The sequence below is a fragment of the Paenibacillus sp. FW507-14B1B genome (assembly GCF_058781425.1).
This window is the reverse complement of sequence record NZ_JBYSWS010000001.1, coordinates 1,290,774-1,317,318: the sequence shown is the minus strand read 5'-3', so window position 1 is coordinate 1,317,318 and position 26,545 is coordinate 1,290,774. Positions and strand designations below refer to the sequence as shown.

Sequence of the window (26,545 nt, the reverse complement as noted above, 5' to 3'; positions counted from 1 at the left end):
AATTCTGATATGGCATTTTTTGTGTATAGAATAGTTCTGAATTGTTTCGGATATATATTTAATTTAATGAAATTAGACTGCGTGCCATACAGACTCAGGATTGGGAAAGTTGCTACGTAAGTGATTTTGATACTCCGGCACGTCGTTTTTTAGAGTGTGCAATTGAATTACCACCTACCATTTCAGGGGTGAAGAAGTTCGTAGAGGAGAATGCTGATTTTTCTTCAACGAATGGACGAATTATGTTTACTATTGAAAAACTAAACGGAGAAAGTATAGGCGGAATCAATTTAAATAGTATTGACGAGAGAAATGGTACGTTTAGCATTGGAATCGTAATCGATAAAGAGTATCGTGGTCAGGGCCACGGTACAAGGGCTATGGAGATCTTATTAAGGTATGCATTTCTGGAGCGAAGACTTCATAAATTTAATGACTATGTTCTCGAAGGAAATGAAGGTTCATCAAGGATGATGCAAAAACTTGGCTGCGTTCAAGAAGGTGTGCGGAGACAGGTAGTATATATAAATGGTCAATATTTAGATTTGATTCTGTTTGGTTTAACTAAAGATGAGTTTATGCAGAAGCAAGCGGAAAAACGCAAGATGGGATAACAAAGGTACAAATGATCTTGATTTTCTGTATGAAATTGACAAGGGATATAACAATCTTTTATAGAATAGTATCAGTAATGAAGGGAATGTATTCTTAGGGGGCTCGGAGCGTAGGTGAAATCTCCATTAACAGGTCTAAAAGTAGTTATTATTGGGGTTTTTGTTTTTTTTACTGCGCCCTGGATATTGTTATATATCGGTCTTTCATTAACGGAAAATCCTCCTAAACCTGCGTATACATATGGGGAATTCCCCTTTCACCTGGAATATGAAATCGATGGTCAAGTAAAGACCGTAGAAGATACAGTCATTGTCGAGTTTGATGGATTTGGACTTAGTGAAGGTTCTGGCGGTAAGTACGTACAGTGGAAGAAATCCTTGGCCAGTGGGAATAAGGAGATTGTCTTATATAAAGAGGGCAAAGGAAAAGAAAAAGTATCACTGCTCTTGTCCGTTTTAAATCAATCTTATGGATTGGAAAATGAGTTACAGAACGGAGAAACTACAGTTCCGGGTGTAATAAGAAGAGAAGGGAACATAACATCAGGTGCACACTTACACGAATACGAATTATTAACGGAGTATAAGATGAAATGGATCAAATTCGAATATGGCGAATCTATAATAAAGTAACCTGAGTAGCAATTCCAAAGCGATAAGGAGTGTGAAAGCTTCATAATGAAGATTCATTTTCTTGGGACCGCTGCGTCTGAAGGATTTCCTAATGTATTTTGCCGCTGCGATGCTTGTCTTACAGCTCGTAAACTCGGTGGGAAAAACATTCGCACAAGAGCTTCAGTCATCGTCGATGATTCCTGGAAGTTCGATTACTCAGCTGATTCACAAATGCAGGCTCTACGAGATCAGATTGATATGGGGCGAATCGAGCATCTACTCGTGACTCACACCCATTACGATCATTTTTACCCGAATGATCTGATCAGCCGGATTGAAGGCTTCGCGCATGGGATCAAGCATCCGTTACGGATTTACGGTAATGATCTAGCCATGTATCATGCTCACAAAGCCCTTGGGAAGTTTGAAGGCTCCAGATTTAGCTTCCAGCGCTTGATGCCTTTTCAACCGGCAGCAATTGGATCTGCTCTTGTTACGCCGCTGCTTGCAGATCACGATCCGATGGAAACTTGCTTGATCTACTGTGTTGAGAAAGATGGGAAAACTCTTTTATATAGTAATGATACAGGTTGGTTCCCTGATGTAACCTGGGCTTGGCTGAAGGGTAGAAAGATAGATTTGGCAATACTGGACTGTACACATGGAAATACAGGAGATAAGAAGCAGCGTGGTCATATGTCTGTAGAAACGATTCTGGAGGTCCAGAACGTATTCAACCAAGAGCAAATTCTTACGGAGGAGGGGCGGATTTATGTCACGCATTTCACCCATAACTCCGGCCTCCTGCATGACGATTGGATGAGAATCTTCGAACCTTATGGCATTGGGGTTGCGTATGACGGACTTATTCTTCATGTTTAATGATCTTTATTACTACATAAAAGGGCGCTCCGCAAGATCCTAAGATCTTAGGAGACGCCCTTTTCGGGTTTGATATAACAAATTAGAAGCATCAGCCTATATTTTGTGTTTTGGCAGGAGCTGGGGCCGCGCTGGGCGACTTCCGCTTAGCCAAATCCATTTTGCGCTGCAGTATGCCTAGCACAACATCCGCGAAGATAGCTAACACCGCAGCAGGGATAGCACCTGCAAAAATCCGAAGCGAGTTATTACTGTTCAGTCCTGCGTATATTTCACGCCCTAATCCGCCTCCTCCAACGAGAGGGGCGATCGTTACGACACCGATGGCAATAACGGCCGCAATACGAAGCCCTGACATGATATACGTCAGCGAAAGGGGGAAGCGCACTTTAACGAGCAATTGGAAGGGGCTCATACCGATTCCTTTACCCGATTCGAGGTAGCTTGGATCGACTTGCTTTAAACCGACGTAGGTATTACGAGCAATCGGATTAAGTGAATATAGGAAGAGTCCGACCATAACGGTCTTCGTTCCAAGTCCCAGCCACAGCATGAGGACGACGAGCATAGCAAGGCTCGGTACGACCTGAAGAATATTCGTTATAAATAGAATGATCTTGGCTGCCCATTTGTTTTTGGAGCAGAGAATGCCGAGGGGCACACCGATGATGACGGCTAGTCCGAGACCGATACCAACCATGGTGAGATGCTGAAGAAAATACTCCCAGAGCATATCTTTATTTCGTGATATATAGGACAAGAAGTCTGCAAATGTTAATTGTTCACTTTCCATAGTAACCCTCCTTTAGCTTTTCAAGAGGCCCTGCTCTTTCAAGTACGAAATGGCAACCTCTCGCTCACTTTTCTTCTCAATGTCCACCTGATAGTTGAGCGATATCATCGTATCTGCATCCAGATGACCGATTAAAGGCGCTATTGTATCCTGAATTTCAGGATGCTCTTTCAAAAGGTCCGAACGAAGTACCGGACTTGCATCATATGGAGGGAAGAATTGTTTGTCATCTTGAAGTGTCTGTAACTCGTAGGCTTTTAGCCGGGAATCTGTAGAATAGGCCAAAACAATATCGACTTGCTTATTAGCTACCGCACTATATACCAGACTGATCTCCATAGGGAATACCTGGCCGAATTTGATGTCATATGCTTTGGAGAAGGCAGGGTACCCATCACTGCTTCGTTCCAGCCAGGTGGTATCTACCCCGAGCTTCATCTTATCCATGTCTTGTTTAACATCGGAAATTTTGGTATACCCATTCGATTCCGCAATATCCTTTCTGACGGTGAACGCGTAGGTATTCTCAAAGCCCAGAGGGTCCATCCAAGTGAAACCGAAGTGTTCCCGAAATCCTTCTTGCGCTTCCTTCAAGACGGTGTCACGGTCTTTCGAGCCGCTGATTGGAAAATGGTTGTTAAAAATTTCACCGGTATAGAATGTCGCCATCTGGACGTCGTTTCTTTTCATCGCATCGATGATAAGGGAACTTGACGCTAAGTCAGGAATAATATCCACCTTCAGGTTGGTTTGGTCTTCGATCAAGGCTTTATACATTTCAGCAATAATTTTGGATTCGGTATAGGTTTGAGTCCCAATCGTAATCTCACTCTTTACTCCGCATGCTGAGGTGAATGAGGCAAGAGCGATCATACAGACTAGCATCGGTATCCATTTGAGTTTATTCAGTTTCATCACGTCTCCCTTATTCGGTCTGGTTCGCGGTTTCAAATTCATGTTACTCATACCGCAGCGTCCCGGGCCTGATTCTGATGGTAGTGTTTACTGAGCCAGCTCTCTAGGAGACCAAGCAGACCATCGGCTACAAGTGCCAGGAGAATGGCGCCAATACCACCGATGAATATCATCTCAGGCTTGTTAACCCCAAGTCCGGATACAATAAGCTGTCCCAAACCGCCAGCACCAATCAGGGAAGCGAGTGTCGCCCAACTGATGATGTAGACAGTAGTGATACGGATACCTGACATGATATAAGGGAGAGATAGAGGAAGCTGAATCTTCAGAATGGTCTGAGCAGTACTGTATCCCATTCCTTTGGCTGAAGTCAGCACACCTTTATCCACGGAATGAAAGCCGTCGTAAGTATTCCGCAGAATTGGCATTAAGGAGTATAGGAAGAGCGCCAGAATGGCGGGCTTCATCCCAATACCGAGTAAGGGAATGAGAATAGCTAGAAGTGCCAAGCTGGGAACAGTCTGAAATAGGTTCGTAATGAAAAATACAATACTATTAATCCAGTTTATCCGGTTGTATACAAGCAGTATTCCGATCGGTACTGCAACAATTGTCCCAAGTAATACGGAAGAGAACGAGAGGACCAGATGCTCCTGTAATGCCTTCAAAATATCCGGATAACGATCCGTAATAAAGCTCCAGAATGCGTTCATATTACTCATCCTCTCCGTTCGGCAGCGGAGGGGCCATAGCTGGATATACTTCGGCCAAATGTTTAACTACACTACCTCTTGTAATTAATCCGAGGAACCGGTTGTTACTATCAATAATCGGGAGATTGCTAAGCTGATGATTGTCCATAATCTCAATGGCTTGGGTCAGCGAGCTTCCGGAAGCTACGGAGTAACGGACTGGATGCATCACATCAGCTACAGTTTTCCCTTCTTCTCCGTATTGATCGAGAACTCGGTAGATTGAAACTGCGCCGTGAAGCTGGCGATTACGGTCTACAATAAGCAGCGAGTCTACCCGCTTCATCTCCATCAATTTGATAGCTTCAGCTAATCCTCTGCTTGGGAATGCTGTGACCGGATTCGTAATCATCACTTCATCTACAAGCGGAATTTCGTAGCTGCTTTCATTTTCATTTTGCAGACGGTTCGAACCGATAAAGTTACGTACATAATCGTTCGCAGGATGTCTTAGTATCGTATCCGGTCTACCGGTCTGCATCACTTCACCATCTTTCATAAGAACGATGGTATCTGCAATTTTGATCGCTTCATCCATATCATGCGTTACAAAAATAATGGTCTTATGGAGATCCTGCTGAAGCCGAATTAGTTCATCCTGAAGCTGCTCACGGCTGATGGGATCCAGTGCGGAGAACGGTTCATCCATGAGAATGATATCAGGTTCAGCGGCAAGTGCCCGCACTACACCTACGCGCTGCTGTTGTCCACCACTAAGCTCTGAGGGATAGCGGGAGCCGTAGGTTTTGTGGTCCAGTCCGACCATATCAAGCAATTCATTTACCTTTTGGTCTGTTTTGTCTTTATCCCATTTCTTCAGACGCGGAACGACACCCGCATTCTTGGAAATATTCATATGCGGAAATAAACCAACGCTTTGAATGACATAACCGATATTGCGCCGCAGTTCTACCGGATTCATCTCGGAGATATCCTTGCCGTCAATGAGCACTTTGCCTGAAGATGGCGTGTTAAGTGCATTGATCAGCTTCATGGTTGTAGATTTACCACATCCACTTGGACCGATTAGGACGGTGATTTCACCTTTTTTGAATTCGAGGTTAATGTCTTTCAGTGCGTGAAAGCCATTATCATAAACTTTGTTCACATGCTCTAGTACTATCATTCAATCGCCCCTTTGGAAGAAGTCCATATTATCAGGAGCATTCGGCATATGATCCGGCAGAGAGTAGAGGGTTACAACACATGTGTGATTCCAGAATTAAGAGAAGGCATCAGCCTTATATATGTAATAGCTGAAATGAAGCCAAGCAAGTTAGCTTTAAAAAATATCAAAATGGATAGGATTAATTGCATGGTTAAGGGATGGAAAAGCGTTAAAGAGGAACCCTGAAGGGTGCTAACAAATTCAAGTCATAATTTTCGTTACGGTATTGACTTATATACCGAAAATTCCACCTTTATATGCATAGTAGCTTGCTAAACTGTGTAATCCCCTGATGCATCCATCCGAAACATTTCAAGCCTGTATGCCATGCATACAAAAAAGTATGCGTTCTCACACATGAATTCCTGAAATACCTGTGATAGGTCAAGCAGCTCTTTAATGATGCTACTGCTTCTCTCAGCCCAAATGGATATATGCAAAATGCGTAAGCAGGTAACGAACCATCACTTGAGTAGGTCCGATTAACCGTAATAATATGCTTATAACAATTACCCACTGTGCACGGAGATGAAACATGTACATAGGACGATTTTGCAGGATTACTTTTTATAGGAAGTAGGATGGAGGCTTTGAATCGGATGAAAAATGATGTGATTCCATATAAAGAAGCTGCCCTAGGTCCTTACGGCCTAGTGAGCAGCTCTTAGTCGGATTGAAATATAAAATTATTGATGATTAGCTGTTTGGGCAACAGGCTCCAGAGATACTTCTCCGTGCTGGTCAGATGAATCGTAAATCGCTTGAATAATCTGGGAGGAGAGGATGACTGTATCGATATGCGAAGGTTGCTTTTCTCCGGTTTGAATGCATCGAATGAAACCATCGATTTCATTCTGGAACATGCTTCCGTGATTGAATTTTGGTGTTGTTTCAGTTAGTGCACCGTCATTTGTACTGTAAAAGGTGAAGTCTGCGCCATACTTCAATCGGATCCCACCTTTGTCACCTAAGAAGTCGATGTAACTCTCATCGGTACCAATATTTTGTGCCCATGCACCGTTTAGAGAAATAGTTGGACCTTCAGTGCGCACAAGAGCTGTGACGAAATCATCAACATCATAAGTGCCGTCGTATTTCGGTGGACCTGCCCACATGTTGAGGAAGGTATAATTCTCCATATCCTTGCCTAGTTTGCAGTAGGTTTGTCCAGAAACAGTCTTCGGCTTTGGATCGCCAGTACAGTACATTACGATATCGAGGTAGTGAACGCCCCAATCGATCAAAGCGCCGCCACCCGCGATGGATTTAGTTGTGAAGGCACCGCCCAATCCTGGAATGGAGCGATGGGAGCGGAAGCTCGCATATACATGATAGATTTCACCAAGATCACCATTTTGGATCATCTTCCTAATTCTGTTAACGCTTTCATTATACCGGTTGACAACCCCAATATTGAGCGTCTTACCTGTTTCGTGCTGAACCTTTTGCATTTCCAGTGCTTCAGCATAGGTCCGTGCTGCTGGTTTTTCGCATAATACATGCTTGCCTGCTCGCAAGCAGTCAATAGCGATGGATGCATGACCATCATTCGGTGTACAGATCGATACGGCATCAACCTCAGGGTCATTTAGAATCTGATGATAATCCTCAATGGCTTGACCGCACTCGTATTTAGTTACAGCGGCATCGGCCCGTTCCTTTACAAGATCGCAGAAATATTTAATTTCAGCATCTGTATTAGCCATGTAAGCAGGGATATGGGCACTGTTCGCAATCGTGCCGCAGCCAATCACGGCAATTGTAATTTTGTTCATCGGTTCTCCTCCAGAATCGTGGATTGATGATGCAGTGATTACATGAGCCTATCGCTTGATGTTATTGCTTGCCCCGAGTATAGCATATTGAATTAGGATTGGGAGTATAAAAATAGGATGAAAACATTATTTTTCCTCTTGGATTTTAAAGGATATTTTCTGTAACTAATTTTACAATGTTGAAAGATGCACAATATGGTTGATTTTGATAAAATAAAAAAAGGAGTTACAATGCGATTTATAAACAAATATTCTGAGGAAAGGAGCGTCTTTCGTCTAGAAGAAAATCCACTTTTAGGTGAGGAATATTTTGATTTGGTTAGAAGCATAATGAAATGATAAGCTCATTTGTTTAAAATTGTTACTAGATTAGAATTATTATAAAAAAGCTTGACATTTTTCGTTTTTTGGTTGATTATAATAATTACAAAGTACGTTCAAGGACATGCCAAATCGTCCTGAACTTACTATATAAACTAAATTACAATTAAAAGGAGATATAATCATGTCACTAATCGGAACAGAAGTACTACCATTTAAAGCATCTGCATTTCAAGACGGTAAATTTCTAGATATTACAGAAGAAAACTTCAAAGGTAAATGGAGCGTAGTTTGCTTCTACCCAGCTGACTTCACGTTCGTATGCCCTACTGAGCTTGAAGATCTGCAAAACCAATACGAAACATTGAAAGAGTTGGGTGTAGAAGTATACTCCGTTTCTACAGACACTCATTTTACTCATAAAGCATGGCATGCAAGCTCTGAAGCAATCGGTAAAGTAAAATACATCATGATCGGTGACCCTTCGCATACGATTTCCCGCAACTTTGATGTATTGATCGAAGAAGACGGTCTTGCAGATCGTGGTACTTTCATCATCGATCCAGACGGTATCATCCAGACTGTTGAGATCAACGCTGGTGGTATTGGCCGTGATGCAAGTGCTCTCGTTAACAAGATCAAAGCAGCACAATATGTACGTAATCATCCAGGTGAAGTTTGCCCAGCAAAATGGTCTGAAGGTGCAGCAACATTGAAACCAAGTTTAGATCTTGTAGGCAAAATTTAAGGTGGTAATATAAATGGCACTAGATCAAGATATTAAAAACCAACTAGCACAATATCTTCAAATGTTGGAAGGCGATATTGTACTCAAAGTCAGCGCAGGCGATGATGATGCATCCGCCGAAATGCTTGCTCTGGTTGAGGAAATTTCCAGCATGTCTTCACAGATCACGTTGGAGAAGACACAGTTATCTAGAACACCAAGCTTTAGTGTCAATCGTGTTGGAGAAGACACGGGTGTCATCTTTGCTGGTACGCCACTCGGACATGAATTTACTTCATTGGTGCTCGCGCTACTACAAGTTAGTGGACGAGCTCCAAAAGTGGAGCAGAGTGTTATTGATCAAATCAAGAGCATTCGTGGCGAATACACGTTTGAAACGTATATCAGCCTGAGCTGCCATAACTGTCCTGATGTTGTACAAGCATTGAACCTGATGAGCGTCCTCAATCCAGGTATTTCGCATACCATGATTGACGGTGCAGCATTCAAAGAAGAGGTAGAGAGCAAACAGATTATGTCTGTGCCTAGCGTATACCTCAATGGTGAGTTTTTCGAAAGTGGTCGTATGACGATTGAAGAAATTCTTGCTAAACTGGGTTCTGCTCCGGACGCTTCTGAGTTTGACAATAAAGATCCTTATGATGTACTTGTTGTTGGTGGTGGTCCATCAGGTGCAAGTGCAGCGATTTATGCAGCGCGTAAAGGGATCCGCACAGGTATTGTTGCTGAACGTTTTGGCGGTCAGGTTAATGATACAATGGGCATTGAGAACTTTATTAGTGTGAAATACACTGAGGGTCCTAAGCTCGTAGCGGCTATTGAAGAACAGGTGAAAGAATATAACATCGATGTGATGAAGCTGCAGCGTGCTAAACGTCTGGAGAAGAAGGATCTCATCGAGATTGAGCTTGAGAATGGCGCGGTTCTGAAGAGTAAAACCGTGATCATATCCACCGGTGCTCGCTGGAGAAATGTCGGCGTTCCGGGTGAAGCTGAATTCAAGAACAAAGGGGTAGCTTATTGCCCACACTGTGACGGTCCTTTGTTTGCAGGCAAAGATGTTGCAGTTATTGGCGGCGGTAATTCCGGCGTAGAAGCAGCGATTGATCTTGCGGGTATTGTGAATCATGTAACGGTTCTTGAGTTTGCTGAAGAGCTCAAAGCCGATGCTGTACTTCAAGATCGTCTCTACAGCCTGCCTAACGTTACGGTAATTAAGAATGCGCAAACCAAAGAAATTACCGGAACGGATAAGGTCAACGGTATCTCCTATATCGAGCGTGAGACAGGAGAAACAAAACATATAGAATTGCAAGGTGTCTTTGTACAGATTGGTCTTGTACCAAACACCGATTGGTTAGCTGATACACTTGAACGCACGCGTATGGGTGAAATCGTGGTAGATAGCCATGGCGCTACAACAATACCTGGTGTGTTCGCTGCTGGTGACTGTACGAATAGTGCTTATAAACAGATCATCATTTCTATGGGATCTGGTGCTACAGCAGCTCTAGGTGCTTTCGATTATCTGATTCGCAATTAATCAATATCGTTATAAGAAACAGCCCTCACTTTATAAAGTGAGGGCTGTTTTATTTGTGGAACTTCTTCATGATTTACAAGTATGATACATATAAGTTTATGTAAAAACGGATAATGGGGGTTATTTTTAGCTTGGAGCAGTTAAATTCGGAAGGGGGTTTCACAGAGCGAGGGCGTATAAGGTTAATGTAGGGAGATACTTGAAGTAATATTTATTGAAAACGTTTTCTTGAACTGTTTTACTAATCTCTATTAAGGAGATAATCGGTTGTGAAAATAATATTCTCAGCATGGGAGGTTGAAAATGGATGGGGAACAATAATTGCAAATTAATAGAAAGACGACCTGCACATGTTTGGACAGAGGCCTTTCCAATAGGGAATGGCCGTTTGGGTGGGATGATCTTCGGGGGAATTAGGAACGAACGGATTCAACTGAACGAAGATTCCTTATGGTACGGAGGACCGAAAGGAAATGACAATCACACTTCTTCTGAGAAGTTGGAGGAGATCCGAAGATTACTGAAGGATGGTAGACCTAAGGAAGCTGAAAAAATGGCTTTATTACATATGACGAATGCTCCTCATTATTTTGGCCCTTATCAACCTCTAGGCGATCTATTCATCCAGGTAGAAGATACTGACAATGCACTTAACTATCGGCGTGAGCTTAATATTCAGACCGGAGTCGCATCTATTGATTACCAAGTAGAGACGACGCAGTATCATAGAGAGATTTTTTCAAGTGCGGTCGACCATGTTATCGTCATCCATTTAACGGCATCTAAGCCAGCAGCTCTATCTATAACAGCGAGAATGAGCAGAAGACCCTTTGAGGGAGAGATTAATCGAGAAGGCCACGATATTCTCACAATGCAAGGACAAGCTGGGGAAGAAGGAGTGCGTTATGCTGGTGTTTTACAAGCCGTAGTGGACGGAGGGGAAATCCTTGTAGTAGGAAATTACTTGGATATTCGTCATGCCAACTCGATTACGTTAATTATGGCGGCGCAGACATCGTTCAGATGCAAGGACCCTTATCAACAGGCGTTAAGGCAAGCTGAGGAAGCTGCATCCATACCGTTTGCTGAGCTTAAGCGAAGACATGTGTCAGATCATCGGCAATTATTTGATAGAGTCAAGCTAGAGTTAAAGGGTGATGATGAGGAACAGCTTGTACAGTGTCCTACATCTGAGCGTCTTACGAATTACCGACTAGGTCGTGTTGATCTTGGTCTTGAAGTCCTGTTCTATCAATACGGAAGATATTTGCTGATAGCTAGTTCTCGGCCCGGGAGTCTCCCAGCCAATCTGCAAGGGATATGGAATGAAAGTTTTACCCCGCCATGGGAATCTGATTTCCACCTGAATATTAATCTACAGATGAATTATTGGGTTGCAGAAGCGGGGAATTTGGCGGAATGTCATGAGCCGTTATTCGACTTCGTAGATAGACTCCTTGTAAACGGTCGCCAGACAGCCAAAAATTTATATGGTGCTAAAGGATTTGTAGCACATACCATGACAAATCTATGGGCGGATAGTGTTATATTCGGGGCATTCACGACTTCTAACATTTGGCCCACAGGTGGTGCGTGGATTGCGCTTCACTTCTGGGAGCACTACAGATATAACGGATCTGAAAGCTTTTTGCGGGAAAGGGCTTATCCGGTGCTTAAGGAAGCAGCTTTATTTTTCCTCGATTATTTGATTGAAGATTCATATGGGCATTTGGTTACATCACCTTCACTATCACCAGAAAATAGCTATATAACTGAGGGCGGCGAGAAAGGTTCCTTATGTTATGGTCCGTCCATGGATTCCCAAATCATATATGCCTTATTTAGTGCTTGTATAGAAGCGGCAGAACTTCTTGAGCTCGATCGACCTTTGCAGGAACAATGGGCAGAAGTCCGAAGTCGGCTTCCTAAGCCACAAGTAGGCAGGCACGGTCAGATTATGGAATGGTCCATTGATTATGAAGAGGCCGAACCAGGTCACAGGCATATTTCGCACTTATTTGCACTGCATCCGGGAGAGCAGATCATACCTCACCGGATGCCTGAATTAGGGGCTGCTGCGAGACGCACGCTTGAGCGAAGATTAGAACATGGTGGTGGTCATACAGGGTGGAGCCAAGCTTGGATTGCGAATTTTTGGTCAAGGCTTGGTGATGGCGATAAAGTATATAGCAGCTTGCAGAACCTATTGTCCAAAGCGGTACATCCGAACCTTTTTGGTGATCATCCACCGTTTCAGATTGATGCAAACTTTGGAGGGGCTGCTGCCATTCAAGAAATGCTCTTGCAATCCCATGCCGGTGAAATCCATCTTCTTCCTGCACTTCCTTTAGAATGGTCCAAGGGTCGTGTTACTGGTTTACGTGCAAGAGGCGGGTTTATCCTTGATATGGAATGGTCACAGGGCCGTTTGTTAGAGGCAAAAATACAATCTACTCACGGGAATATATGCATAATTTATAGTGAAACTCCCATCCGGATTCTGGATTCTCATGATGAAGACATTTTCATTGAACTGAAGGATAAGAAATATCTCTTCAAGGTTCCCGTTGGAGTCACTTATCGAATCCGATTAAAATCCAATCAAGTATAAATAAAAGTTTTTCATTTAAGGGCCCCTTATGCGGGTCTTGAAATAGATCGCATCCAGATTGTATTCAGCCAGTGAACAGAAAATAGGGTGTGCCTTGGAGGTCAGGTGTTCAGCCTTAAACATGTCATCATTTTACAAATGAATGTCTCGTCTGTGCAAATACGATGCCGCTTCAGCCTATCTATAATTAAACTTGAACTCCATCTAATTATTGAGAGGGTGTATGCTGAATGATCGACGAACAAGACGTGCAATTTTATAAAGAGAACGGGTATTTGTTAGTTCGAGGGGTTTTTAATCAAGAAGAAGTAGAGGAGATGCGTGGGGCGATTGATAAGATTATTCAAAGAGCCGCGCAAGCCAAAGCTGATCAGAATCATGCATGGCAAGGAGATTATTTGGACCCCGAGCAGCTCAAGAAGTTAGTGCTAAAGGGGTTTCACGATGTGCAATATCATGATGCCGCTTTCATGCGTGCCGCTATACATCCGCAGATGACAAGAGTATTGAATGGAATCATTGGACCTAACGTGCAGTTGCATCATTCCAAAATGCTAGTGAAGCCGCCGGCAAACGGTGCAGCATTCCCTATGCATCAAGATTATCCTTACTTTCCTCATCGCGATCATACGATGCTTGCGGCTAGTGTTCATCTTGATGATGCAGACATGGAGAACGGCTGCTTATGTGTCATTCCTGGCTCTCACAAACAAGGTGTTTTGCCTCATGTAGGCGCTCACTATCTCAATCATAAGGAATATCCGATATCCTCAGGAACTCCATGTCCGGCTAAGGCTGGAGACGTGTTGTTCTTCAATTACTTAACCATTCATGGTTCGGACGTGAACCGAAGTGAGAGAATACGTAGAAATGTTTTATTCCAGTATCGGGACGCATCGGACATTCCAACGGTAGATACCCATTTCGATTGGGGAATGGGATTAATGATCAGCGGAGAGAATCCTGATTTCAACCATGTAAAGCCGAAGTATGAGATCATAAGTGAAAAATAGCTGATATTTAGAGTATGTGTGGATCTAGATAGATAAGGAGGACTGCTGTATGAAGTAGTCTTCTTTATTGTTAGGATATACAACAGATCCTGCCCACGCAGATTTAATCCTTTCAAAAGGAAAGAGCAGTGGTCATTATTTTACAGGATATTTAACGGATATCAATATCAGATACATTCGTGTGAATTACAGACATTGTTCAACTTTGGATAGAAAGGTATTCTAGGGTGGATCCAAAAGAAATAGATGTAAAGGAGAAGTTATTATGAACATTACATATACACCACCGACGTCTCCATTGACTGATGAGCAAATCCATTTTTTTAGAGAGAATGGTTATTTCTTATGGAAGAAAGGGATGAGCAGCGATATCATAGATGCTTTTAACAGACATATCTTTGATATACGAAATCAACAACCTATGCCTGATTGGGCAGCTTGCGATGAAACAAAAAAATACGCCCTGAGGCTATTTAATCCTCATAAGCACGACAGCTTCTCCCGTCAAATTATGAAACATTCTCTTGTTAGAGGAGCGCTCGCACAACTGATGGGAAACGAGGCTGTATGTGTTCAAAGTATGTATTTCTACAAAGAGCCTGGCTCACCAGGCCAAGCCTCGCATCAAGATTATTATTATATTAAAAATGATCCGATGACAATGATTGCAGCATGGACTGCAATGGAGGAATTAGTGGATGAAGAGAACGGTTGCCTGTGGGTGATACCTGGGACGCATAAGCTTGGTCTTTTGCCTCATGGAGCTGTGAAAAACTTGGAGGAACACGAGCACTGGACCGAAGAAACAGAAGGAATTGACACAAGTAATCAAATTCCCATCATTATGGAGAAAGGAGATATTTTATTCTTTAGTGAGTTACTGATTCATTCGTCAAACAAGAATCGGAGTCAGAACAGATGGCGACGTTCTTACGTGTGTCACTATATTCGTGAAGACTCGAATGTACTACATAGAGAAGACCTTCGCCAGAAGTTTTTGTTATATTAGAAATTAAAGGTCATAAGAGATATTGACAACGTCAGGATGAAATAGACTTGGCGTTTTTTTTGGCAATAAAACACACTATCTTCACATCGTAATTGATAATATATTTTTGTGGCAATAGTTGTTACCGGGGATGCTCATGAGCTAGTTTGATCCTGATACAGGGGGGATGCATATGATAATGATGCAGAATATACGATTAATTCGGGTGAAAATCGAATGAAGAAAGGGGAGCCCATGATCAAGAAGTTACCGCTTGAAGTCATAGCTGCATTACAGCCTCAAGAACCTTATGACGTTGTGTATTGGATGTTATGTGATCGAAGTATGGACGGGGAAGGTTATGCAAATACGTATGTGATTCTAAGTAAGGAAAAGCTATTTATCATATCGAATCCAGAGGATCTGTCGTGTGTAGAGTCGATTGATATCGATGAAATTGAAACCGTATTCACCGTTAATCTTGTTGCCTCAGGTCTGATCGTTCTGAAAGAGAATGAGGAGCGGGTTATCGGAGCATTTACGAATGAACAGATGTCGAGTGCAGCGAGGCTTGTCTCTGTCTTTAATAAGATCAAGAAGCAGGAAGAGATTAACGATGAAGATGTGGAGGAGCGTCAAGAGAACAATACTTGTCCCAAGTGCGGAAAGAGGTATCCGGAGGAAGGCAGACAAATTTGTCCCAAATGCATGAAGAAACATGCCATCTTCTCGAGGCTTCTATCATTCGCTGGACAGTATAAGCTCTTGATGTTTTTTATTGTGTTTTTTATGTTACTCAATTCGGCTACGGGTCTTGCCATTCCCTATCTGCAAGGTACAGTGTTATTCGATCAGGCCCTTGGGAATACCGGAGATTTCGCTGGTCAAATCGGTCTGGTAATCCTGCTTATCTTTGCATTTCGTACGATCTCTTTATTATTCGGTGTCCTATTCAGCATGCTGAATGCAAGACTCTCTGCGAATGTCGTATTTGATCTGAAGGCAAGTGTGTTCGCTGCGATGCAAAGGTTGTCCCTTAGCTTCTTTCAGAAAAAACAAACCGGTCAGCTCATGACAAGGGTTAGTAATGACGCGCAGGAATTACAGTTTTTTTTCGTAGATGGTATTTCTTATTTCATTGTCAATGCGATGAACATCGTTGGAATTACAATCATAATGCTCGTTATGGACTGGAAACTTACCTTGATCTGCCTCATCCCGATTCCATTCGTTTTGCTGATGATAAGGTGGGTATTCCCTAAACTGTGGCGATTATCCTGGCGCAGACATAGACGGATAAGTACACTTAACGCCATGATTAGTGACACGATTCAGGGTACGCGTGTTGTAAAGGCTTTTGGAAAAGAGAATCAAGAGATTCATCGTTTTCATAGAGCGAATACAGCCTATTCTGAATCTGAACAATCCTTTAACTTGATGAGCAGTACGATCTTCCCGATATTAACGATTATCACCCAATTTGGGGGTGTATTGATCTGGGCATTTGGTGGTTGGAGAGTCATGCAGGGAAGTATATCATTCGGTGAGATTATGACATTTGTAAGTTATATCTATATGCTGTATGGTCCGCTACAGTTTATGAATAACATCGTCAATTGGTGGTCCAGTTGTATGAGTGCGGCACAGCGTATTTTTGAAATTCAGGATTCGGTTTCTGATGTCGCTGAAAAGGAAACGGCGGTCCATGTGGATCAGATGAAAGGAGATATCCGCTTGTCTGGCGTCACCTTCGGTTATGAGCCAAATAAGCCAATTCTAAAGGAAGTATCCATGCATGCTAAGCCAGGTCAGATGATTGGTGTCGTTGGACATTCGGGTGCGGGGAAGTCGACACTCGTGAATCTCATCTCCCGTCTCTACGATGTTACAGATGGCGTAATCTCTATCGACGGGGTGAACATAAAGGATCTTAAACTGGATACGATGCGCAAGAACATCGGGATTGTATCTCAAGAGGTATATGTATTCATGGGAACCATTGCTGAAAATATTGCTTACGCAGACCCTGAATGCTCGATGGATGATATCATTCATGCTGCCAGGATTGCGAATGCGCATGATTTCATTGAAAAGCTGCCAGATGGCTACGACACGATCGTAGGCACCGGTGGGCATAGCCTATCGGGTGGCGAGAAGCAGAGGATCTCTATTGCACGGGCAGTTCTTCACAATCCTCGAATACTCATCCTGGATGAAGCAACAGCGTCGCTGGATACAGAGACCGAGCTGCAGATCCAAGAAGCGCTTGAAACATTAATTCAAGGCAGAACAACGATTGCGATTGCGCACCGCTTGTCCACTTTAAGAAATGCTGACTATTTGCTTGTGATGGATGCGGGCAAAGTGGTTGAAGAGGGAACGCACGATCAACTAATGACACAGGAAGGCATTTACCATGGCTTAGTTAAGAAGCATGATGAAGCACTGAGCATGAGAAAGGTGGGTTAATCTGTTAATGCAAACTACGAAATTGAATCAATCGGATTTGTCTGTCGCAGCAAGCATGAACTACCTGACGTCGGATAACACCGTTTTCACCAAAACAGAAGGTCGAATGCTTACGGTGAAAGTGAATGATGAAGAATATCATGGCGTGTATCTACATTGCTCCTTCCCTCATACCAACAATCGAGTTTATATATCGATTCGAACAGGAGAGAACAAAGAGATTGGCATGATTAAATCCATGGATGATGACTTTCCAAAGGATGTTGTTGCCTTGCTGGAGGAGCAAATAAAGATTAGATATTTTGCCCCAGAGATCACGAAAGTGAATGGAATCAAAGAGGAATTCGGTTACTCCTACTGGGATGCAGAAACGAGCGCTGGGAGCTGTGAGTTTACGGTTCGAAATGGCGGAGGCAATGTGAAGATGGTAACGGAGCGCAAGCTTCTCATTATTGACGTGTACGGGAACCGATTCGTCATTGTGGATATCAAACAGCTAAGCGAGAAGGAATATCGATTGGTGGAAATGTATATTTAGGGGGGAGGATGCAATGAACCTTCAATTTACGCTCTCTGAGCAAAATCTCCTAGCTGTTCAGCAAGCTTTAGGAGAGAGTATTACGTACTGTGTGCCCGCTGATTTATCGTTTGAAGGGCGAAGGACGGATGGTTATTTTGTCATCGGAGAGACCAAGTGGGCTCACGTTGTGCATGGAGCTGTGACTGAAGTCTGCAGCATTCATGAGGCACATGATTATAAGGTGGTTCCTTTAATCGGAAATGTGATCATTGAGGCAACACATATGCATACGCAAAGGATTATTATCCGCTGCTCGATGCAGCATGCAGCAAGGCTATCCTACATTGCTCAAATTCTGAATTATATGGCTTCAAATAGTAAGATTCGGATCTACAACAACGAGAGTGAAAATGTATGTTCTCAGTGTGGTGGTTATCTTGTGAAAGGTACGAGGTTGTGTCCGAAGTGTATGAACAAGGGAGCCGCTTTCAAAAAACTTTGGAACGTATCGAAGTCACACTGGAGAATTCTTGCTACGGCACTATTCGTTCTATTATTGATGTCTGTAGTAACCCTTACGGGCCCCTATTTTCAGAAAATACTTGTAAATTCGGCTTTGAAACCGCCAGAGGGAGAAAGCCCCAATACGCAGATATTTCTAATCGCGATTGCTGGGATTGCTTTTGGCTTAGTGGCAGGAGAGCTGTTAGGAGTACTTAGGGGAAGGATCATGGCCCGTGTCAGTTCAAGGATTGCAGCGGATTTGCGTATGCTTGTATTTGAGAAAGTTCAGAGTCTTTCACTGGGCTTTTTAACCTCACAGCGTGCTGGAGATATCATGAACCGAATTAATTCCGATACAGATCGCATTCGGAACTTGATTCAAGAAGTGTTTACAATGGCCATATATCAGGTGATTATGCTGGCCTCCGTAAGTTTTTTGTTATTCTACACGGACTGGACACTTGCACTTATTATTATTTTGCCAGCGCCACTCGTCGTATATATTCAATATTTTGTGTGGCGAGCGGTGCTTCGGAAGCTCTTTCGTAAGCAGTGGAGGGTCCATGATAAAGCCAACTCATTTCTACACGATGTGCTAAGCGGGATTCGAGTGGTTAAGGCATTTGGGAAAGAGGAGCGAGAGATCAAGCGATTTCGGGCATATCACCGTGAGTATGCCGAGGCGACCATCCGGAGTGAAAAAGTGTACAGTTATCTCTCCCCAATCTCTCATTATTTGATCCAGATTGGACAATACTTTGTCTTGCTTGTGGGTTGTAATATGATTCTGGGTGGGGAATTATCTCTCGGAGAGTTGGTTCAATTTACGGGTTATGCCGCAATGATCTATGGCCCCCTTGGGTGGTTAATGAATATGCCGAGATGGATCGCAAACGCCTTGATTGCGGTAGAGCGCGTCTTCTCGGTCATTGATGAACAGCCGGAGATCTTCGATACGGAAAAATCTCAAAATTATAAGATAGATGGGACCATCCGGTTCAAGGATGTTACCTTTGGCTACAAGTCGTATGAACCTGTGCTGAAATCCATTAATGTGGATATTAAGAAAGGCGAAATGATTGGTCTCGTGGGGCATTCAGGTTCGGGAAAATCGACGTTTATCAATCTAATCTCCCGTTTCTATGACGTTAATGAAGGCGTCATAAGCATCGATGGCGTGGATATCAGAGACATCAAGCAGGAGGAACTAAGGTCGCAGATCGGAGTTGTGCTGCAGGAGACATTTTTATTCAGTGGAACCATTATGAACAATATTAGGTATTCCAAGCCGGAGGCAACGATGGAGGAAGTGATACAGGCTGCGAAGATCGCGAATGCTCATCATTTTATTAGCCAATTCCCGGATGGATATGATACCAAGCTTGAAGAGAATGGGAACAATATTTCAGGCGGTGAGAGGCAGCGGCTCGCGATTGCCAGAGCGGTACTGAACAATCCGCGAATTCTAATTCTGGATGAGGCGACAGCTTCACTAGACATTGAGACAGAATCGGAGATCCAAGAAGCGCTGCAGCGTGTCACAAGGAACCGGACGACAATTGCAATTGCACATCGCCTGGCTACATTGAAGAATGCAGATCGACTGTTTGTACTGGATAAAGGAGTTATCGCTGAGATTGGGACTCATGAGGAATTGATTGCGAAGCAAGGTATCTATTATAAGCTGGTTCATGCGCAGCGGAACATGTCGAAGGCGAATTCGGAACAGATCCTGGAGCCAGAGCCTAGCTTGTATACTTAGTTGAAGCAGATTACTGTGATTACTAGAGTTGATACCTTTGCAATGAATAGCGTACCATGGATATGAAAGCGATTTATTAACTATCCTAATCCGTCTAAGGAGTACATATCATGAGTACAAAATGTAAAGTTATCGTTGTTGGCTGCGGAAATATGTCTAATACGTGGGTGGAATATGCAAAAGAAAGAGTAAATACGGAAATTGTAGCACTTGTTGATATTGAATCATCTTTTGCAGAAGCACTTGCCGCTCGTCATGGTTTAAGATGTCCTATATTCACGGATCTGGAAGAAGCTATTCGGGTGAGCAGGGCGAATATCGTATTTGATGTTACGATTCCTGCTAGCCATTACGGGATCAGCACAACGTCATTATTGGGCGGATGTCATGTATTTAGTGAGAAACCACTCGCAGAGTCGATGACACAGTGCCTGAATATTGTTGAGCTTTCTGAGAAGACCGATAGGATCCATGCCGTTATGCAGAATCGCCGTTATGATCCAAGGATTCGTGCCTATAAAAATCTGATTGAAGGATCGATTGGAAAGATTGGTTTTATAGGTGCGGATTTTTTCCTTGGTGCTCACTTTGGTGGATTCCGCGATCTGATGGAAAGTCCGCTGCTCTTAGATATGGCGATACACACCTTTGACCAAGCAAGGTTGATCAGTGGTGCGAATCCAGTCTCTGTATACTGTCAGGAGTTTAACCCTCCGGGATCTTGGTACGCTGGAAATGCGATGGCGGTATGTATTTATGAAATGTCGGACGGCTCAGTATTTAATTACCGCGGTTCGTGGTGCGCGGAAGGGGCTCAGACATCCTGGGAAGCCGCATGGCGTGTAACGGGAGAGAAGGGGACGGCCATCTGGGACGGGAACGATGCGATTTATGCAGAGATTGTTGCAAGTGGGGAACAAGCAGGGAATTTCACTAGGAAATATGAGCGCATAGAAGGTATTCTACCTGCTATGGATAAGACGGGTCATCATGGATGTCTTGAGGATATGTTTCAGGCGCTTGAAGCGGGGACCAAGCCCGAAACAGACTGCAGCGATAATATCTACAGCATGGCCATGGTGTTAGCGGCATTGGAGAGTGCCAAATCTGGGCAGAAGATTATGATCTCCGAGTTTATGAATCGGTAATATAACCTTCTAAAGGTCGGAGGCAGGCTCTAAATGAGTTCCTGTTTTCGACCTTTTTGTTGTTGTTTTTGTTGTTGTCATAGTACGGTGAAGTTTCAATGATCAGCTTCTTCATCTCTCACATGCCGGAACTCTCGTGGTGATCTGCCATTCATCTGCTTGAATAGCTTCGAGAAATAATGTACGGAGGAGAATCCATGCTTCTCCGCAATTTCCGTGACTGAAATATCTGAATTGCACAGATCATCTTTCGCTCGATTGATCCGGAACTGGTTGATGTACTGTGTGGGTGGTAAGCCGGTAGCTTTTTTGAACAATTCGAAGAAGTAACCGCGACTAATACGTAATTCGTTATAGTACATCTCAAGTGGATGGATATTGCCATGGATCAGATCCTGATCAAGTTGTTCTAACACCCTGCGAATTCGGTGATCCAGCATATGGTCATTTTGCAAGACGAATTGAAGAAAGAATTCAATAAATTGGAGAAAATGACTTTGACGCTTGAGATTGCGCATATAGGTATGTTCTGTCATGAAATGGTTCTCGGTATAAAATTTCTCGAAAAAATCAATCCATACCCGTAGCTTTTCCACCTTTATATGTTCGGGGATAGCATAAGGAAATGCTGAATCTATGAGGCCTGGGATCACCTGCTCAGAGTCATAACAAATGACATGAGGACTATCGAAGTGCTGCTTCCGATCTTGGTAGACCCAATCGAAATAACAACAAATATGTACCATCGGATTGTGATGATCTGCAATCCAATCATGTGGCTGTCCTGCAGGAATATATACCAAGGAACCTTGAGTGGGGTTATACGTACGACCACAAGTTCGAAGGATGCCGCTACCTTCTGAAATCAAATAGAGCGATGAGGAATAACAGTGTCGATTCATACTAGTTTGACCTTTGGAGAAAGGATACCGGGTAGCATAATTGACATGGGGATGAAAAGATGAAAAGACCACGATTTCATAACACAACCTTCTGTGATATTTATCATATTGCATGACGATTGTATAAAACACTGACGTTTATGTAAATACACCTTGTGCAGAAATTGCTAGAATGAACCTGTATTTAAACGAGTACAGAGGAGTGAATGAACAAGATGGCTAGCAGAAATCTGTTGACGGATGAACAAATGATGGATTTTATAGCAAAAGGTTATGTTGTGCTTCAGAACGATTTGCCGGAACAGCTCCATAGGAGTGTAATGGATAAGATATATCATGTGCTGCATGAAGAGGGCAATCCGGGAAATAACATTTTGCCCCGGGTCCCTGAAATTCAGCAGTTCTTTGAGACACCTGTTGTAAAGGGGGCTTTGACAAGCATTCTTGGTCCGGACTACTATATGCACCCACATCGACACTGTCATTACAACCAACCGGGTAACCAAGCGCCTGGTGGCGGGGAATGGCATAAGGATGGGTACTGGTCTTCCATGCGTAGTCACCGCCCATGGTGGGCTATGATTTTATATTACACACAAGATATAACTGAGGACTTAGGGCCAACGGCGGTTATGCCGGGTACACAATACTATGAGAAATTTATTGGTGACCGGGGGGAAACGTTACTCCCAACAGGTAAAGCGGGAACGATGGTACTTATCCATTTCGATTTATGGCATAAAGCTTCATATAACATAACGAATTTAGATCGTTATATGCTAAAGTTTCAGTTCGTGCGTCTACGGGCTCCCGAATATCCAAGCTGGAATCATCAGAGCAGCGAGATGATTGTTCCAAGCGGGATGCCACGTTTACATCTGAATTTATGGAAGGATAGTTGGGACTGGCTGCGGGGAGCTAGTGAATCAAGTGAAGATGTCGCTTCCGTAAGTAAGGATCAGCTTGAGCTACTGGCGAGTGACCTGAAGTCTAATGAGGAGGCCGTTCGAGCGAAAGCAGCGGATGAGCTTGGACTGTTGGGTAAGGCGGGAGCTACGCTTGCGAATGATCTGGGAATTCTACTGAATGATGTGGAGATGGTAGCGCTGAACGCAGCGTATGCCCTTGGACACATGGGACCAGCAGGTATTGAAGTATTGATGAATCATATCAACGAAGGAACAACGCAGGTCGCGGTAAGGGCTACATATGGTTTACAGGCTGCTGATATTGAAGCAATTCCAGGGATTGTGAAGTTATTACAGGAGCATCCGAGAGAGAAACGTAGAGCGCTGGCAGCATTCGTACTAGGCATGATCGGACCGAGGGCAAGCGAAGCTGTGCCTGCGTTGATCACATCTTTAGGAGACGAGAGTACATGGGTTCGACGCAATGCGGTTGAAGCTTTGGGCATGATCGGAAATGCTGGAGGAGAGGTATGTGTGGCATTGTCCAAAGCGCTTGAAGCATCGCTTCGTATCGAGGCGTATGATATGGATGCTTTAAATGATTTAAGCAATCAAGGGCATATTTTGAACAAAATCGGTTATACAGCTGCATTGTCTCTGCTCCGCACGTGTAGGGAAGATGACGCTCCATTCATCCTTCGTTCCTTGGAGATGGCCCTGCATAGTAAGGATCGTTACGTAAGAGCCTATGCATTCGAAGCGTTGACACATCTGCGTACAGATGAATCAGTGGATATTCTAATCCGGTATTATCGCACTTCAAGATGGTGTCCTGATACGAACAAAGCGAGTACGTTTTAGAATAGTATAGAAACAGCATATTTGTATATAAAAATTATGTAAAAAAGGCACCCTCGACGTTAAGTCCGTGGTATGATCCCCTTACGATAGACTGTGAGCCTCAAGTTCATACTTATGAGCTGAAGCTGCAGTTTATTGGAGGGGATTTTGTTAAGGAGGAAAGACCCAGCTGTGCTTGAAATCAAAAGTTTCATTGGAACGCATGATCACGATTGGGAAGATGAACAGCAGTGGCGACACCCGTATCTGGAGATTACCGTCATACTTGAGGGTAGCGGCATATTCCGTAGCGAAAATGATGAATGTACGGTGCATGCTGGACAAGTTGTCTTAATCCCGCCGAATGTTCCGCATTCTTTTCATGCCGTCACACCGATACGTTTTGGAGTACTGTTGATTCAAGATTTGCCTGTCTCAACAAGGGAGCTGTTCAATCGGATGATTACAGACGATCTTCCGCGCATCATTACCTTGTCTCCACTGGATCAGGAGCATTATGAACTACTGTTCCGTGAGTGGTTACGAGCGTTTGCATCGACCTTGAAAGAACGCGAACGAAATTATACAGCTTGGATTGAGATCCTATTGTTATTTTTGAATGAGCACTCATACGCTGATCAGCAAGCGCTTTCAATAGCGCGTGTAGGTGATTTTATAAGAGAGCATTTAAGCAGCCCCATTCAAATGTCGGCGTTAGCAGATATGACTGGACTTTCGGAGGATGGTTTTCGCAAAAAATTCTTCAAAGTGTATGAGATGACTCCCAAACAGTATCAGCAAGTATGCCGATTGGCGGAAGCGAAATGGCTCCTCAGCTCATCCGATAAAGACATGCAGAGCATCGCGAATCATATCGGTTTCTCACAGCTGCATTCATTCTCATTATGGTTCAAAAAACTAGAAGGCTGTCCCCCCACCGAATGGAGAAACAGCCAGCGTTTATATCATCAATAATGATGATGAATTAATGTGGATAAACATTGTCGAACTCGATACCGCAAGGGCCGCCGTCCGGATTCGCCTCAAGGTCAACAGGGGTCCCGTCTGCACGGAATAGTGGACGGTAGTGTGTACCGATATGCGTCGCCGATGCATTGGCATAATGGCAAATAAAAGCACGTCTAAATTGATCTTTCGTCTTATTACGGTAGGAGCCGTGAATCAGGTTTCCGTTGAAGAACAGTACATCACCTCGATCCATGATGGCGGGAATCGCTTTCTCCTCCTTAGGAGGTTTTACATAGTGAGTCGTAAAGGATTCATTCGAATCAGCAAGTTCAGGACACACAATTTCATAATCACTGGTCTTCGGAACAACAAGTAGTCCCCCATTCTCGAGTGTTGCAGGATCGATAGCTGTCCAGGCAGCAATGCAGTTACCGGGCTCTACTTGCAAGTAAAAATTGTCCTGGTGTAGCGCCTGTCCGCGTGAGCCTGGGGGCTTGTAATAGAACATACTCTGTGCAGCCAGTGCCTCTTCTCCATATAGATCTTCGAGTGCATCCAGTACAGGTCTATGGAGCATATACGACTTGGCTGTTTCGTTAAAACGATGTGGATGCATGACACGAGGATAACGTTTCAGAGGATCTTCAGCTCCTGCATTCATATCAGGTTCGAAATGACCGGGAATATGCTGATTGCTTATGGCGTCAAATGTTTCATCAATGATTCGAAGATCTTCTTCACTAAATAAACCTTTGACGATGACATACCCCTCAATTTGAAAATGTGATAATTGTTCTGGAGTTAGCTGTTTTAGTACTTTATTCATTATTTATCCATCTCCTTGTTTATATGAAATGATATTGTTCATTGACTTTAGCTTAAATCAATACATAGGAGAGAAGAAGTAGCATATTGGCTGTAAACTACATGGATACTGCTATAGCATAAATAGAAGTGGGGGATGAAGGGTGACTCCTCAATTCCAATTAGACGATGATACAGGCACACCGTATGGGAACATTTTATGTGGACATTTTGTAATGAATGATACGTATGTACTCCGTAGGCCAAAGGCTAGAGGTGACTGGTTAATGGTGTATACCTTGGGGGGAGAAGGATATTTTTGCACCCCGGAGGGAAGGAAAGAGACCCGAGCAGGACAGCTCTGTCTTCTGCGTGAAGGCGTGCCTCATGAGTATGGGACCGTACAGGGCAAGCATTGGGATTTCGTGTGGGTGCATTTTCATAAACTCCTTGAAATGAGCTATTTACCTCAAGAGGAAGTATTGGTCGTTCCCATATCTGATGAATATTCTCAGCAGAGGGTCATGTCCGCATTGGATCATATTTTATACCTGACAAGAGACCGTTCAGATTACTGGTATGCCCTATGTGAGAATTCCGTTCGTGAGATCGTACTGCTTATTGCGCAGCAGCTACAGACGAGACGCGATCCAAGAATTGTGTCTGTACTTCAGAGATTGTCGCAGTCCATGCAAGAGGAGATTAAGATTGGAGATCTGGCAAAAGCAGTCGGTCTGTCTTCTTCCCGATTATCTCATCTCTTTAAACAAGAGGTTGGCGAGGGCATTATCGAGTATGTGAACCGAATGCGAATCAAGCAAGCGGCCTTATTCATGGAGCATATGGGAAGGTCAGCCACGGAAGCTTCATTAGATGTAGGATTCAATAATTATAATCATTTTGCAGCGCTCTTCCGTAAACAGATAGGCGTTAGTCCAAGGACGTACCGGCAAGAAAAAGGAATGCGATAACATATTATAA

The 26,545-nt window shown here is 43.5% G+C and carries 23 protein-coding genes; 16 read left to right on the top strand and 7 right to left on the bottom strand.

The genetic code is table 11. The features are described from left to right. Positions 1-71: 71 nt before the first annotated feature. From AC3WJJ_RS06345 to AC3WJJ_RS06335, 3 genes are all read left to right on the top strand, one after another. Positions 72-614 (top strand): GNAT family N-acetyltransferase, encoded by a 543-nt coding sequence (locus AC3WJJ_RS06345; RefSeq protein ID WP_492539612.1) that lies wholly within the window; start codon positions 72-74, stop codon positions 612-614. A gap of 114 nt (positions 615-728) precedes the next feature. After that, on the top strand, positions 729-1,247 hold the full coding sequence (locus AC3WJJ_RS06340; protein WP_492538963.1) for a hypothetical protein: 519 nt from the start codon (positions 729-731) through the stop codon (positions 1,245-1,247). A gap of 45 nt (positions 1,248-1,292) precedes the next feature. Then, a complete protein-coding gene (locus AC3WJJ_RS06335; RefSeq protein ID WP_492538961.1) occupies positions 1,293-2,111 on the top strand; it encodes an MBL fold metallo-hydrolase in 819 nt (272 codons plus the stop codon). A 91-nt stretch (positions 2,112-2,202) separates the two neighbouring features. Here AC3WJJ_RS06335 and AC3WJJ_RS06330 read toward each other — a convergent pair whose 3' ends face one another. The 4 genes from AC3WJJ_RS06330 to AC3WJJ_RS06315 are packed head-to-tail and all read right to left on the bottom strand — an operon-like array spanning position 2,203 to position 5,697. After that, entirely contained in the window at positions 2,203-2,904 is a 702-nt protein-coding gene (locus AC3WJJ_RS06330; RefSeq protein WP_492538959.1) for an ABC transporter permease, read from the bottom strand. A 12-nt stretch (positions 2,905-2,916) separates the two neighbouring features. Beyond that, on the bottom strand, positions 2,917-3,819 hold the full coding sequence (locus AC3WJJ_RS06325; RefSeq protein WP_422661418.1) for an osmoprotectant ABC transporter substrate-binding protein: 903 nt from the start codon (positions 3,817-3,819) through the stop codon (positions 2,917-2,919). A gap of 47 nt (positions 3,820-3,866) precedes the next feature. Then, complete coding sequence (locus AC3WJJ_RS06320) at positions 3,867-4,532, bottom strand: ABC transporter permease (RefSeq protein ID WP_492538957.1); 666 nt, start codon at positions 4,530-4,532, stop codon at positions 3,867-3,869. A 1-nt stretch (position 4,533) separates the two neighbouring features. Then, positions 4,534-5,697, bottom strand: a complete 1,164-nt coding sequence (locus tag AC3WJJ_RS06315) for an ABC transporter ATP-binding protein (RefSeq protein WP_492538955.1) — start codon at positions 5,695-5,697, stop codon at positions 4,534-4,536. A 48-nt stretch (positions 5,698-5,745) separates the two neighbouring features. Between AC3WJJ_RS06315 and AC3WJJ_RS06310 the strand changes: the two genes are divergently transcribed. After that, positions 5,746-5,925, top strand: a complete 180-nt coding sequence (locus AC3WJJ_RS06310; RefSeq protein WP_492538953.1) for a hypothetical protein — start codon at positions 5,746-5,748, stop codon at positions 5,923-5,925. Between the two features lie 500 nt (positions 5,926-6,425). Here AC3WJJ_RS06310 and AC3WJJ_RS06305 read toward each other — a convergent pair whose 3' ends face one another. After that, positions 6,426-7,514 carry a Gfo/Idh/MocA family protein gene (locus AC3WJJ_RS06305; protein ID WP_492538952.1) on the bottom strand — a complete coding sequence of 363 codons (1,089 nt, stop codon included), beginning with the start codon at positions 7,512-7,514 and terminating at the stop codon, positions 6,426-6,428. 505 nt (positions 7,515-8,019) lie between these two features. On the opposite strand from AC3WJJ_RS06305, the gene ahpC reads away from it, so the two are divergent. From ahpC to AC3WJJ_RS06260, 9 genes are all read left to right on the top strand, one after another. Next, entirely contained in the window at positions 8,020-8,583 is a 564-nt protein-coding gene (ahpC, locus tag AC3WJJ_RS06300; RefSeq protein ID WP_422660531.1) for an alkyl hydroperoxide reductase subunit C, read from the top strand. A 13-nt stretch (positions 8,584-8,596) separates the two neighbouring features. Next, entirely contained in the window at positions 8,597-10,126 is a 1,530-nt protein-coding gene (gene ahpF, locus AC3WJJ_RS06295) for an alkyl hydroperoxide reductase subunit F (RefSeq protein ID WP_492538950.1), read from the top strand. A 307-nt stretch (positions 10,127-10,433) separates the two neighbouring features. Beyond that, a complete protein-coding gene (locus tag AC3WJJ_RS06290) occupies positions 10,434-12,737 on the top strand; it encodes a glycoside hydrolase family 95 protein (RefSeq protein ID WP_492538948.1) in 2,304 nt (767 codons plus the stop codon). Positions 12,738-12,967: 230 nt separating this feature from the next. Continuing rightward, a complete protein-coding gene (locus AC3WJJ_RS06285) occupies positions 12,968-13,750 on the top strand; it encodes a phytanoyl-CoA dioxygenase family protein (protein ID WP_492538947.1) in 783 nt (260 codons plus the stop codon). A 265-nt stretch (positions 13,751-14,015) separates the two neighbouring features. After that, positions 14,016-14,759 (top strand): phytanoyl-CoA dioxygenase family protein, encoded by a 744-nt coding sequence (locus tag AC3WJJ_RS06280; RefSeq protein ID WP_492538945.1) that lies wholly within the window; start codon positions 14,016-14,018, stop codon positions 14,757-14,759. Between the two features lie 216 nt (positions 14,760-14,975). Then, positions 14,976-17,207 (top strand): ABC transporter ATP-binding protein, encoded by a 2,232-nt coding sequence (locus AC3WJJ_RS06275; RefSeq protein ID WP_492538943.1) that lies wholly within the window; start codon positions 14,976-14,978, stop codon positions 17,205-17,207. A gap of 7 nt (positions 17,208-17,214) precedes the next feature. Next, positions 17,215-17,745, top strand: a complete 531-nt coding sequence (locus AC3WJJ_RS06270; protein ID WP_492538941.1) for a DUF1854 domain-containing protein — start codon at positions 17,215-17,217, stop codon at positions 17,743-17,745. A 13-nt stretch (positions 17,746-17,758) separates the two neighbouring features. Continuing rightward, a complete protein-coding gene (locus tag AC3WJJ_RS06265) occupies positions 17,759-19,993 on the top strand; it encodes an ABC transporter ATP-binding protein (protein ID WP_492538939.1) in 2,235 nt (744 codons plus the stop codon). 110 nt (positions 19,994-20,103) lie between these two features. Continuing rightward, positions 20,104-21,141: a Gfo/Idh/MocA family protein gene (locus AC3WJJ_RS06260; protein WP_492538937.1), complete on the top strand. Its 1,038-nt coding sequence runs from the start codon at positions 20,104-20,106 to the stop codon at positions 21,139-21,141. 95 nt (positions 21,142-21,236) lie between these two features. Here the strand turns inward: AC3WJJ_RS06260 and AC3WJJ_RS06255 are convergent, their stop codons facing one another. Next, positions 21,237-22,043, bottom strand: a complete 807-nt coding sequence (locus AC3WJJ_RS06255; RefSeq protein ID WP_492538934.1) for an AraC family transcriptional regulator — start codon at positions 22,041-22,043, stop codon at positions 21,237-21,239. A 215-nt stretch (positions 22,044-22,258) separates the two neighbouring features. Here AC3WJJ_RS06255 and AC3WJJ_RS06250 point away from each other — a divergent pair, with 215 nt between their 5' ends. Together AC3WJJ_RS06250 and AC3WJJ_RS06245 are read left to right on the top strand one after the other, a co-directional pair. Then, a complete protein-coding gene (locus AC3WJJ_RS06250; protein WP_492538933.1) occupies positions 22,259-23,812 on the top strand; it encodes a HEAT repeat domain-containing protein in 1,554 nt (517 codons plus the stop codon). A 171-nt stretch (positions 23,813-23,983) separates the two neighbouring features. Then, the gene (locus AC3WJJ_RS06245) at positions 23,984-24,766 is read left to right on the top strand and encodes a helix-turn-helix domain-containing protein (RefSeq protein WP_492538931.1); all 783 of its coding nucleotides are present in this window, start codon (positions 23,984-23,986) and stop codon (positions 24,764-24,766) included. A gap of 10 nt (positions 24,767-24,776) precedes the next feature. On the opposite strand, the gene AC3WJJ_RS06240 is transcribed toward AC3WJJ_RS06245, so the two are convergent. Continuing rightward, positions 24,777-25,586, bottom strand: a complete 810-nt coding sequence (locus AC3WJJ_RS06240; protein ID WP_492538929.1) for a phytanoyl-CoA dioxygenase family protein — start codon at positions 25,584-25,586, stop codon at positions 24,777-24,779. Positions 25,587-25,728: 142 nt separating this feature from the next. On the opposite strand from AC3WJJ_RS06240, the gene AC3WJJ_RS06235 reads away from it, so the two are divergent. Further along, positions 25,729-26,535, top strand: coding sequence for a helix-turn-helix domain-containing protein (locus AC3WJJ_RS06235; protein ID WP_492538927.1), 807 nt, complete (start codon positions 25,729-25,731; stop codon positions 26,533-26,535). The last annotated feature ends 10 nt before the right edge of the window (positions 26,536-26,545 follow it).